Origin of the sequence: Desulfoferrobacter suflitae (genome assembly GCF_022603395.1) — a bacterium.
GTDB lineage: Bacteria > Desulfobacterota > Syntrophobacteria > Syntrophobacterales > Syntrophobacteraceae > Desulfoferrobacter > Desulfoferrobacter suflitae.
The window spans coordinates 242,445-254,036 of the sequence record NZ_JAIBKA010000005.1; the positions used below are offsets into that span (position 1 = coordinate 242,445).

General features: G+C 55.3%; 12 protein-coding genes. 7 read left to right on the forward strand and 5 right to left on the reverse strand.

Translation table 11 applies throughout. From position 1 onward, the window contains the following. Positions 1 to 10 precede the first annotated feature (10 nt). From K1V27_RS10830 to K1V27_RS10845, 4 genes are read left to right on the forward strand one after another with little or no spacing between them, the layout of a single operon-like run. Positions 11 to 280, forward strand: a complete 270-nt coding sequence (locus K1V27_RS10830) for a hypothetical protein (RefSeq protein WP_258930009.1) — start codon at positions 11 to 13, stop codon at positions 278 to 280. Continuing rightward, positions 277 to 582 (forward strand): hypothetical protein, encoded by a 306-nt coding sequence (locus tag K1V27_RS10835; protein ID WP_258930010.1) that lies wholly within the window; start codon positions 277 to 279, stop codon positions 580 to 582. Before K1V27_RS10830 ends, K1V27_RS10835 begins: the two co-directional genes overlap by 4 nt. Further along, positions 582 to 1,094: a c-type cytochrome gene (locus K1V27_RS10840; RefSeq protein WP_258930011.1), complete on the forward strand. Its 513-nt coding sequence runs from the start codon at positions 582 to 584 to the stop codon at positions 1,092 to 1,094. Before K1V27_RS10835 ends, K1V27_RS10840 begins: the two co-directional genes overlap by 1 nt. 57 nt (positions 1,095 to 1,151) lie before the next feature. After that, positions 1,152 to 3,689 (forward strand): heavy metal translocating P-type ATPase, encoded by a 2,538-nt coding sequence (locus K1V27_RS10845; RefSeq protein WP_258930012.1) that lies wholly within the window; start codon positions 1,152 to 1,154, stop codon positions 3,687 to 3,689. Here K1V27_RS10845 and K1V27_RS10850 read toward each other — a convergent pair. The 4 genes from K1V27_RS10850 to K1V27_RS10865 all read right to left on the reverse strand — a co-directional run bounded on the left by K1V27_RS10850 (position 3,668) and on the right by K1V27_RS10865 (position 9,181). Continuing rightward, complete coding sequence (locus K1V27_RS10850) at positions 3,668 to 4,006, reverse strand: hypothetical protein (RefSeq protein ID WP_258930013.1); 339 nt, start codon at positions 4,004 to 4,006, stop codon at positions 3,668 to 3,670. The two genes, K1V27_RS10845 and K1V27_RS10850, sit on opposite strands and share 22 nt — an antisense overlap. A gap of 201 nt (positions 4,007 to 4,207) precedes the next feature. Continuing rightward, positions 4,208 to 6,043, reverse strand: a complete 1,836-nt coding sequence (locus tag K1V27_RS10855) for a SpoIIE family protein phosphatase (protein ID WP_258930014.1) — start codon at positions 6,041 to 6,043, stop codon at positions 4,208 to 4,210. 139 nt (positions 6,044 to 6,182) lie between these two features. Continuing rightward, positions 6,183 to 7,820 (reverse strand): FAD-dependent oxidoreductase, encoded by a 1,638-nt coding sequence (locus K1V27_RS10860; RefSeq protein WP_258930015.1) that lies wholly within the window; start codon positions 7,818 to 7,820, stop codon positions 6,183 to 6,185. 164 nt (positions 7,821 to 7,984) lie between these two features. Continuing rightward, positions 7,985 to 9,181 carry an SAM-dependent methyltransferase gene (locus tag K1V27_RS10865; protein WP_258930016.1) on the reverse strand — a complete coding sequence of 399 codons (1,197 nt, stop codon included), beginning with the start codon at positions 9,179 to 9,181 and terminating at the stop codon, positions 7,985 to 7,987. A 203-nt stretch (positions 9,182 to 9,384) separates the two neighbouring features. Here K1V27_RS10865 and K1V27_RS10870 point away from each other — a divergent pair, with 203 nt between their 5' ends. Together K1V27_RS10870 and K1V27_RS10875 are read left to right on the forward strand one after the other, a co-directional pair. After that, a complete protein-coding gene (locus K1V27_RS10870) occupies positions 9,385 to 9,903 on the forward strand; it encodes a hypothetical protein (RefSeq protein WP_258930017.1) in 519 nt (172 codons plus the stop codon). 14 nt (positions 9,904 to 9,917) lie between these two features. Next, complete coding sequence (locus K1V27_RS10875; RefSeq protein ID WP_258930018.1) at positions 9,918 to 10,373, forward strand: pyridoxamine 5'-phosphate oxidase family protein; 456 nt, start codon at positions 9,918 to 9,920, stop codon at positions 10,371 to 10,373. 29 nt (positions 10,374 to 10,402) lie between these two features. Here K1V27_RS10875 and K1V27_RS10880 read toward each other — a convergent pair whose 3' ends face one another. Further along, complete coding sequence (locus tag K1V27_RS10880; RefSeq protein ID WP_258930019.1) at positions 10,403 to 10,813, reverse strand: HIT family protein; 411 nt, start codon at positions 10,811 to 10,813, stop codon at positions 10,403 to 10,405. A gap of 147 nt (positions 10,814 to 10,960) precedes the next feature. Between K1V27_RS10880 and K1V27_RS10885 the strand changes: the two genes are divergently transcribed. Continuing rightward, complete coding sequence (locus tag K1V27_RS10885; protein ID WP_258930020.1) at positions 10,961 to 11,548, forward strand: flavodoxin family protein; 588 nt, start codon at positions 10,961 to 10,963, stop codon at positions 11,546 to 11,548. Positions 11,549 to 11,592 lie beyond the last annotated feature (44 nt).

The window sequence follows — 11,592 nt, forward strand, 5'->3', positions numbered from 1 at the left end:
GGAAACTGCCATGAGATTTTTCCCATTACTGGACTTTCAGTACATGGTGCTCGCTTCGTTTCTGGGACTGCTTGGCCTGGTTCTCACCTACCTGGCCTGGGCAGGTTACAGCCATCGGCCCACCGATGAAAGGGAATCTGTCCAGGAGATCGAACTGCACGACGACCATCCCCACGGCACCAACCCTGTTGTCCCGCTGCTACTGTTTGTCTTCATTGGGGTCACCGCCTGGGCGCTGGGCTATGCCGTGGTGGTGGGCCTGTTCGGGGAGCCCATATGATGAAATCAAGCGCAAAAACATGCTCGTCCAATGAGCAGAACAAAGCGGGCCTGTTCAGCTGGTTGATGGTGCTGGGACTGGCGGCTTTCTTTTGTGTCTGGGGACTTTTCATTTTTTTCACCGTGGGAGACAAGGGGCCACCCCCCTGGGACTTTGGTGTAGTGCCGGATATACCCGGAGAATCGCCCTACAGCAACTACGGACCACGCTTTGTTCCAGGCCAGGGAATCACGGTGCCCCCACAACACGTCGATACGCAGGCAATCGAACCTTATGGCCTGACGCTCAAGGAAATGCCGTAATGGACCGGAATAGAAGCAGGCATGGCCAGTGGTTTTATTTTGTGCTCGGGTCGTTATTGCTGGTGCAGTTGTTGAGCGGCTGTGATTATGCGCGGATGAAAGATGACGAGGCTATTCAGACCTACGCCGACTCCATGCCCGCCATGCCCGGACAGAGCGTACCGGTCGAGGGCGGCACTGAGCAGCTGCAACAGACAGATCCCAAAACCCTTGAGAATCCCCTGGCACCCACCCCCGAAACAGTCCAGCTGGGGGCCGAAAAGTATGGTTATTATTGTCAGCAGTGCCACGGCCCGACCGGTAAGGGCAACGGGACGGTGGGGCAGAGCTTTGCCCCTCTCCCCACCAGCTTGCAGAGTCCATACGTGCAGCAGCAAAGCGATGGAGAAATTTTCTATCGAACCAGTTTCGGCTACAAGAGGCACCCTCCTATGGCCTACACCGTTGCAGCACTGGACCGCTGGGCTATTGTCATTTTCATCCGGTCGCTGCATCCCCCCGACAGAGGATAGTGCCATGTTCACTCCGTCAGCCAAGGCCCATGGTTAATCGTGTCTTCCTCATGGCGGATGGATACCGACAACCAGTGCACGGCAACCAGAGCCTGCAGCCTCTGTGGTCTGCCGATCGGCCGATCGCGTCTCAAGCAATCGGTGAACGGCACGGAAGCACGTTTCTGCTGCCCCGGCTGCCACTACGTTTTCCAGATCCTCTCCTCGGATCCCAATGGCGCATCTGCCGATTTGAAAAACACGGAGCTATATCAAACCTGCCTGGCCGCAGGCATCATCCCCCGCAGCGCAGCAGACCCGAACGCCGCGCAAGTTTTCAGTCGCGTCTGGGAGGATGAAGCGGATCTGGCACACGACCTTACCCTGAAGGTTGACGGAATGTGGTGCACCGCCTGTTCCTGGCTCATAGAGGAAGTGCTCCACAGGATGCATGGAGTGCTGCAGGCCAGAGTCTGTTTTTTATCCGATCTCGTACAGGTCAGATACCTCCCGCACCGCGTCAATCCGCAGGACATTGAAAGCCGCATTGCGCAGTTGGGCTATTCTGCCTCCCGTCCGGGCGCATCCGAATCTTCTCAGGAAAACAAACGCTTGTTGCTGCGCCTTGGAATTTCAGCCATTTTGACGGTGAACAGCATGATGATCTCCTTTGCCCTCTATTTCGGTTTGTTTCAGGATCTTGGGCAAAACGCCGTCGCGTACCTCTCCTATCCCCTCTGGATGCTTGCCACACCGGTGGTCTTCTACGGCGGATATCCCATCCTGAAACGGGCGGCCATGGGAATTTGCTACAAGCACACCGGAATGGACACACTCATCGCCGTCGGAGCTCTCGCTGCATACCTCTACAGCACGCTGCGCCTGCTGGAAGGCAGTACTCACCTGTATTTTGACACCGCCTCAATGCTGGTGACCCTGGTGCTGCTCGGAAAATACATTGAAATGCACGCCCGGGAGAAGGTTTCCGCAGGGATAAACGAGCTCTACGGATTGGCCAATCAAAAAGCTCGTCTATGGCAGAATGGAACCGAACGATGGGTTGCAGCCCGGGCCATCGTTGCGGGGGATGAGTTCCTGGTGGGTTCGGGGGAAAGGGTTTCCGTCGACAGTCTGGTGATTTCAGGCCGGGCGGCGTTGGACCAATCGGTCCTGACCGGCGAATCCAAGCCGGTGAGAAAATCCGTGGGAGACGAAATTCTGGCAGGCGCTCTGGTTCTCGAAGGAGAACTGCGCATGCGGGCCATCCGTGTGGGAGCCGACAGTTCGCTTGGCCAAATGATAGCCATGATTCAACAAGCCCTTGCCGCCAAGGCTCCTATGGAACTGCTGGCAGACCGCATCACCCGGTGGCTGGTACCCGCAATTCTGTTTCTTGCAGGGGTAACCGCCGTGGCTCTGTCTTTCGCCAGTGTCCCCAGGGACGTGGCATTCCTGCGGGCCGTGACGGTACTGGTGATCACCTGCCCCTGTGCACTGGGCATCGCCATCCCCCTGGCAAAGGTCGCGGCGCTTGCCGCGGGCCGAACCCATGGCATCCTCATACGCGACACATGCGCACTGGAAAGAGCCAGGAACCTGACCGCCCTCATTTTTGACAAGACCGGAACCGTAACACAAGGGAGCTTTTCGCTTGCCGGCATCATTGCCAATGGGATCGAAGAAGCCGAAGCGCTGCGGCGCATTGCATCCGTTGAAACCGCATCAAGCCACTTTATAGCCCGAGAAATTGTGCGCAAGGCCGAAGAACTTGCTATTCCGCTGGAGAAAGCAGATGATTTTACATCCTTTGCAGGACTGGGAGTAGCCGGGACCCTCTCGTGCGGCCGGGTCATCGTCGGCAATAGAAACTTCATGCGGCTGCACAACTTCAAGCTGGCACCCCGGCTGACCCGGCGTGCCGAGGACCTTGAATCGGACGGAGCTACCGTTGTCTTTTTTGGCTGGAACAACCATGTTCAGGGGCTGTTGTGTTTGGGGGATCAGCTCAGAGTAAGCAGTCCAAAGCTTTTCGACGAACTGCAAGCGAGAAATATCCTCACCTGGATTGTCTCCGGCGACTCTCAGCAGACGACTCTGGCGGTTGCCCGAGAACTAGGAGCCCGGCACGCAGTGGGGCAGGCCCTGCCTCCGGAAAAAGCGGAAATTGTCAAAGGACTGCAGGAAAAAGGGCACATGGTAGGCATGATCGGCGACGGGATCAATGATTCAGCCGCCCTTGCCCAGGCGGACGTCGGTTTTGCAATGGGTGTCGGAGCCAATATCATGCAGGAGGCTGCAGGTATTACCATCACCGGGGGCAATCCGGCAAAGATCTTGACGATTCTGGATTTGTCGCGATTAACCGCCGGAGTGATCCGGCAAAACCTTTTCTTTTCCTTCTTTTACAATGCACTGGGAATCCCCCTGGCAGTCTTCGGCTATCTCAATCCACTGCTGGCCGTCTGCGCCATGTTCGCCAGCAGTCTCACCGTTATCGGCAACACGTTGCGCATAACTCGCAATGCAAAAAAAAATCAATGGGGGAAAGCTCCCTCGATCAACCCCGGCCGGGGTCATTGCGCATTTGATGGCCCCTACTCGAGCGACAGCGGTTGAAAGAGATAGTCGATGATCCTGTCGTTTCCCCCGCTCTTTACCTGTTTCACAGCGTATTTCAGAATGGCTATCAGTTCCTGCAGGGACATGGCGGGAAACCTCTCCAGCCAGGCAGATACATGGGAAATGGTGATGCCTTTTTCCCTCAGATACTCCAGGTCGGGGTTTTCCTGGAGGGCCTTGTCGATTTCCTCCGGAGTGACTCGCCTGACATTTTCAACCCGCGTGATGGCCGTTGTCGCCGGCTCCATTCTCCTTTTCCCGGCCAACCTTTTTGCCGCCTGTTGAAAGTCTATGATTTTGGCGCCGTTTACCATGGAACGAGCCCTCCTGGAGTGCCGCCGGGCGGTTCTTTGGTTGAATTCTCCGGTGTCCGCCAGCAAGCCCCTGCAAAGTAACAACAAAACACATTTATTGATAACTCAACCGCAAGGGATCTTCAAGCTCCTGCCAATCCAAAAACAATAATTATTTCATATCGTAACAGGTTGAACAAGTGTCATTGTCATGGTTGTCGATCACTCCTTTTTTCCGGTCTTCACCACAACCAGGGTGATGTCATCATTTTGCGGCGCATTTTGGCGAAAATCGTTCAAATCGGCAATGACGGCGCGCAGGATTTGTTCCGCCGACAACCGGCTGTTGCGCTGCATGACCGACCGTAGCCGATCCTTGCCATACATTTCCCCCCAAGGGTTTTCCGCTTCCCAAATGCCGTCGGTGCCGATCACGATCAACCGGCCGTCCCTCCATTCTTTCAGCCGGTTATCCCGATACTCGAAGGTATCGTCGACCCCCAGAGCCATGCCGCTCCCCTTCAGTTCATCAAATGAATCGCTCATTGGATCATACACCAGGGCCGGATCATGACCGGCACGAATCCAGTGCAATTCGCGCCTGGGTGCATCGAGGAACAGAAAGAAGAGTGTCACGAAATCGCCGCTGTGCGCCGTGTCAATGCACAGAAGTCGGTTGACGTCGGTTATCATTTCACCGGCACTGCCGGGGTGAACCGCTCTCCCGCGCAAAAACGCCCGCACCGTGGTCATGAGCAAAGCCGCTCCAATGCCGTGGCCGACCACGTCTCCTACCGCAACCGCCAACCTGCCGTCACCGGGTTGGAACAGCTCCAGGAAATCATAGTAATCCCCACCCGTCTCATCACAATAGATGGTCTCTCCCGCGATATCCAAGTCGTCCACATGAGGAGCGTTTCTGGGAAGAAAACTCTGTTGTATCTCCATGGCCAGATCCAAAGCTTCCTTCAGCCGAACTCCTTCTTCCAGTTGGCCGACCATCGTGTTGAAACTGCGCGTCAACTGCCCCACCTCGTCTTCTGTTGTGACGGGCAACGGTACACCGTAGCGACCCTGGGCGATTTTTTCGGCGGCGGCTGAAACCCGCTTTATGGAAGCGATAGTGCGTCCCATGACCAGCCGAATCAGCAGCAGAATAGCGAGTATAAAAGCCAACCCGGTTACCACGTAATAGATTCGAAAACGAATGATGGGAACCAGCACTTCTCTTCCGGGACTAAAGACGACCAGGCTCCACGGCGCCTCCTTCAGCCTGTAAAAACCGCTCACCTGATCGGGAGGATGCCCCTCTCCCAGAATAGTCCCGGACGGCTGCCGCTGAAGGGCTTGCACCGTCTCGATTGCGAGCGGATCATCGTCCTCTCCCAGCCGCTTCGGCCCGTTTGTAACATTGCAGGTGAGCACCCGGCCGCTTCGATCCACGAGAAAAGTCTTGAGTTCCTTGAACGATTGGCCAGTCATCAGGTCCTGAATCAAATAATTGAAGCGCACCACCACTTCCAATTTACCCACCACCTGACCGTTGGCATCCAGGAGATCGGAAATCAGGGATACCGTCTGATGTTCCACCACTGAGTCATATTGAGGAGAAGTGATCTCAACGATTTTCGCTCGTTTGAAGCGCATCATTCCCCGGCCGGGCATCATTGGCATACCCTTTGCCATCCCCGGGCCGCGCTTCTCCTGCTGCCCTATAAGCGGATTCTCGCCCGCGCAGTCTTCCTGGACCCAATTCAAGTGAACTTGCGTGACTCCCTGCTGGCTTTTCAATTGCTCGATGAGCCATTCCTGGAGGGCCGAAGCATCACCTGCTCCAGCCGTTCGATGGAACATCTGGAGCCATTCCTTGATACGCCCCAGACGCATGTCTATTTGATGGGCGGAACGCTGCAGCTGCAACGTCGTTGCCTCTGTCCACAGAGCGAACAGGCTCTGGGAAGCGTAGGCGAATCCCAGTATCCCCACTGCCAGGAGAAGCAATGCAACGGGCAGCAGAAGGGAAACGGCTAAACGTTTTTGAAGACTTTTGAATTTCAAAACGATCCATCACCGCCAGTTGGCCAAAGGCACTCGTCCCGGAGCAGCGGGGCAAGGCTTTGGGCTCGGCCCGCCGGCAGCTTCAGGCCTCCCCATTATACCCGGCCGCTCCCCACCATTCCGCCCTGTTCCAGCAAAATCACACCACCCCCTGCTGCACCTGCCAATACGGGTGCATGAGGTCTTCATACACGGACAGAGCAGCCTCCGTGCCCTGACCCATGGCAGTAACGATCTGCTTGTATCCCCCTTCGACATCACCGGCCGAGTAGATTCCGCGGATGCTGGTGCGATGATGAGAATCATGCTTGATAAAGCCATCGGGAGTGAGTTCAATTCCAAGCTTCTGCGCCAGTTCCACCGTGGGATTATAACCAATGGCAATGAATACGCCATTAGTGGGCAGACTGCTCGTCTCACGGGTTTTGTTGTTGTACAGCACCACTTCACTCACCCGCTCCTTGCCTTTGATCTCTTGCACTTCGGTGTTCCACAGAACGGGAATGGAGTTGTCGCGGATGTTTCTAACCAGGTGCTCCTGGGCTCTCAGTGTGTCGCGCCGGTGAACGAGAGTGACCTGGACGCCGATGTTGTACAGATGCAGTGCTTCGGTTGTGGCGCTGTTGCCGCCACCGACCACAATGACCTGCTTGCCCCTGAAAAGAGGTCCGTCACAGGTGGCGCAATAACTGACCCCCCTGCCGGCCAACCGGGACTCACCAGGCACACCCAGCCGCCTGTAGGTGGCTCCCGTGGCGAGGATAACCGCCCTGCAAAGGAATTTTCTGCGGCTCGTGATGACTTCGACGGTATCGTTGGGTAAAATGTCGAGGACTTCCTCGCCATGATAAATCTGCACATACTCCAGCGCGTGGCTCACCAGAATGTCCACCAGCGCCTTGCCGGGCACGCGTGCAAAACCGGGATAGTTCTCCACGACGGGAGTGGTTGCCACCTGCCCACCGAGTGGCCCACGCTCTATGACCGCGGTCTTGAGCCCACTGCGCACGGTGTAAATGCCGGCTGAAAGGCCCGCAGGGCCTCCCCCGACGATAACCACATCCGTCTCGACCACCTGCGCATCACTTTCGGGGATGAATACGCTCTGGGGCTCCATTTTCTCCAAGGACAGAGCGAACAGCTCCTCGGGCTGGGCCCCCTGGGCGATGAGAACATCGTTGGCGAAGGTTTGCGGGACACTGTAGGCCGAGTAACGCTCTGCCAGGTCCGCATTGGACTGAATATCAATCATTTCCAGCGAGAATAGGCGGGGATTTTCGATGACTGTCTTGATGGCGTTGATGGCCTGATCCGGACAGTAGGGGCAGGTGGCACTCACAAACAGTTTGATCTCCCGCGGAGTGTCTATTTTTTGCAATACATTGCGGGTCTGTTCATTGAGGCCGCTGGCTCGCATTCCCACCAACAAAATGGCGGCAAGCAGCGTCCTTCCTTCCTCTCCGTAAGGCACACCGAGATATCGGATGGAAAAACGTTCCGGATCGAACAGGATGGAAGGCGAACGGTTTACGTTCCACTTGCGGGCCAGTTCACCGCCCAGCTCATACTCTCTAAAATCAATCTTTTTTGACAGCGACCGAAAGGCCCTGACCAGGTCGCGCGCGGCTTTCACAAATGCGTCGTCCTGTCCTTTCCGGGTGAACAGGTATACTGGTACCACGTTGGGCAATCTGTTGAGCACTTCTTTGAGTTGAGCTTCAACTTCCTGACCTAATCGAGCATCTTCCTGGTTGTTCATATCGTGATGATTTGTCATGGCGCTTTCTCTGCTTTGCGGTTCATCGGATCATGGGTTTTGGCCGCCCGTCCCAGTGTTCTCCGGGATGCTTCCGTTAGGCATCCGGTTTTCAGAAACAACCTCACTAATGGTGTAGCAGAAAGAGATCCTTTGGAGAATGATTTTTTGCCGGCCTCCCCCTCTCAATTGCATGGCGGTTTGTAGCAGTGGGATCGAGTCAGCGGCAGATCGTTGTTCAACCCGTTTGAAAACAGGATTTGATAGAGGCGCGGCTCGCCATATTTGAAGGCCACCGAACAGGAATTCAAGAACAATCGCCACATGCGGACAAATTCTTCATCATACATCTCCCGCACCTTGTCGATGTTACGTTCGTAATTTTCCGTCCACAATTCGAGGGTCCTGGCGTAGTGCATGCGCAGGTTTTCCACGTCCAGTATGGAGAACCCTCTCTTGCCCATGCTTTCTATGATTTCGGCAAGATGCGGCAGGTATCCGCCCGGAAAGATATATGTCATGATCCATGGGTCCCGCGAAGACTTGACGTCCTTGCCGATGGTGTGCAGCAGTCCAACCCCGCCGCGGTTGAGGATTTGCGAGGTTTTTTTCATGAACAGGGGAATGAATTCCCTGCCGACATGTTCAAACATGCCGATGGATACAAATTTGTCAAAGGTTCCCTGAAGATTTCGATAATCCTCCAAAACGACTTCAATTTGATTGTGCAAACCCAAACGCCTGATCTTGTTGTTGGCATATTTGTACTGGTTGTGCGAAAGGGTGCACCCGAGCCCCTTTATCCCGTACTTTTGCGCCGCATAAATGAGCATACCGCCCCACCCGCAGCCGACGTCCACCACTCTGTCAGCGCTCTTGAGCATCAGTTTGCGGCAGATGTGTTCATATTTACTGAGCTGGGCCTGTTCCAGGGCGGAGCATCCATTTTCGAAATACGCACACGAATAGGCCATCGTGTCGTCAAGATAGAGTGCATAGAAGTCATCGCCGCGATCATAATGAGAGGCGATGTTCTGTGGGGAGCGCCCGCGCGTGTTGAGGGTCTTGGCCCAGATGCGCAACAGTTCCAACTTGTGCCGGAATGTCGAGGGGGCATCATCAAAGCTCACCGCCATTCCCAGGCGCAGGAGCTCTTGCAGATCTCCGTCTACTTCAATGTCCCCTGCGGTGTAGGCTTCTCCAAATGCCAGCCACTTTCTCGCCAGCAAATCCCTGGCGGCATTTTCCGATTTGAGACGCAGAGTTGCCCTGGGGTTGCTGCATAAGCTCAAAGTCTCTCCGTCCCAAAACTCAATACCAAAACTGGCATCGGGGTCGGCTTGACGAATCGTCTCGGCGAGATTCCGGTACGCCCTTTTCATAAGTCATCCTCCTCCGAATGGTTTCGCCTTAGAATATTTGACCGAAGCGACCGCATTTGCTAAACCTCTCAGCTCTTCCGGCTGACAGTGCTGGTATGACAAGAATCAAGTAATATCAATTTTAATGCTATGCTACCAATATAGGATTGCAATAAACTGCAGGTCAAGCTGCAAAGAATCAACAACATCAAGAAGCTGAAAGCATGCAGATGCAGACTTCACCTATTGAAACAGAGATCGACCGGGCAAAAGACCGTTTTGCCCTCTATGGGCCGGCGATCATGGCGGACAGAGATTTCCCGGGGCTTGTTGCCCAATACCGTGAAGCCATCCAGGCTACTCACCGGTTGATGCAGGAACTGCAGGTGGTGGCACTGTGCAGCCGCTGTGCGAACACGGCATCGGGCAGCTGTTGCGCTCGGGAGGTGGAAACCTGGTACGATGACTGGCTGTTATTCATCAATCTTTTGCTGGGCGTTCCCCTCGATACGGTGCGAGAAGCCCACGACCATTGCCTGTTTGTTGGGGCAAACGGGTGCAAGCTGATCGCCAGGCATTCATTCTGCGTGAATTTTTTGTGTCCCGAAATCCTTTCGGCTTTAACGCCAAGCGATAAGGAAAAACTCCTTGCCGCCAGCGGAGCGGAGCTGTATGCTGGTTGGATTCTCGAGCAGCGCCTGCGCCAATGGCTCAACCACAATGCCGGCAGGGATGAAGATTAGTTAAGGACAGATTGATGCGACGAAAAGACAAGGAAATAACCGACCGGGCGGAGCTCGAAGCCATCCTGCGGCAGGCCGCCGTCTGTCGAATCGCCTTTGTCGACGAAGGCGTGCCCTATATCGTACCCCTCAATTACGGCTTTCAAGACAACTGCCTGTACTTTCATTCGGCGCTCCAGGGCCACAAGATAGAAGCCCTCAGGCGCAATGATCTGGTTTGTTTTGCAATGGAAACGGATGTGGAACTGGTCAAATCAGACTCGTTCTGCCAATGGGGCACAAAATACCGCAGCGTCATCGGACATGGGAAGGCCGCTTTTATTGAAACCTGCCAGGAAAAACGGGAGGCGCTGAGCATAATTCTCGGCCACTGCCAGGCCGGCAGCGTCGATTGCACGTCGCTCGATGTGGACAGGGTGGCCATCATCAAGGTTGAAATCCAGAGCATGACCGGGAAAAAGTCCGGCTGACGGCAACCGCCGAAACGGATTCCGGGGGGTCAGAGCTCCGCCAGAATTTTCTTGCGGGTCTTTTCCATCTCGCCCGCCGCATATTCCCTGCCGGGCCAGGAGGTCAGAAAGCCGTCCTTTTCATAACGTGGGATCAGGTGGAAATGCACGTGCTCGATGAGTTGACCGGCGGCTCGAAAGTTGTTCTGAAGAAAATTCAACCCGGCTGCCTTGACCCCCCGGTAAACCGCTTCGGATATTTTCTGTGCGGCTAAAATGCAGGCTTCCAGTGTCTCGGGGTCAACTTCAAAAAGAGTCTCATAGTGATTTTTGGGAAGCACCAGGGTATGTCCGGGGTTTATCGGGTTGATGTCGAGAAAGCTGAGCACCAGGTCGTCCTCGTAGATCTTGGCACAGGGGATCTCTCCTTGAACAATTTTGCAGAAGATACAATCGGCCATGTCCTCCCTCCTTGTCCACCGCAGCTGCAAATCACATCAAAATCTCAACCGGCCCGTAAAGTTCATTGCCCATCGATGCAAAAAACAGTAACAAAGAAAGCACGCTCTGTAAAGAACCCATAGAACGCCTTCAAGGAGAGTCTCTCGATGCGTGTGCTCGGTATCTATGGTTCTCCCCGCAAAGGGGGAAACACCGATGCGATGTTGGATGCATTCCTGCGCGGTGCCGCCGATTGTGGTGCAACGCCTGAAAGGCTGTACGTTCGTGATGTGCAGATTCAGCCGTGCATCGGCTGTGGCCATTGCGATAAGGCCGGAAGCTGTGTACAGCAGGATGCCATGGTCGAGGTGTATTTCCGGTTAGAACGGGCAGACGGCATCGTGGTGGCCTCCCCCATCTATTTTTACAGCGTCACGGCCCAGCTCAAGGCGCTCATCGACCGGTCGCAGGCTCCTTTAATGAAGAAGAAGCTTGCTCAAGCCGCCGGCGCCTATCATCCTCGACAGCCGCCGCGCAAGGGCTTTCTCTTGAGCGCTGCGGCCACCCGCGGCAAACGCCTGTTCGACTGCGCCGTGTTGCCCGTGCGCTATTTTTTTGATGCGCTGGATGTCCACTATGCCGGTGAGCTCTGTTTTCCGGGAATTGAAGAGCGCAGGGCCATAGAAAAACACCCTGCGGCGCTGCAAGATTGCCGTCGAGCGGGCCGTGCATTCGTCTCGCACACCGCCCCTTGAGTGTCCTCACCATTGCCCGCTGAAACCAACCGAACGCACGCGGT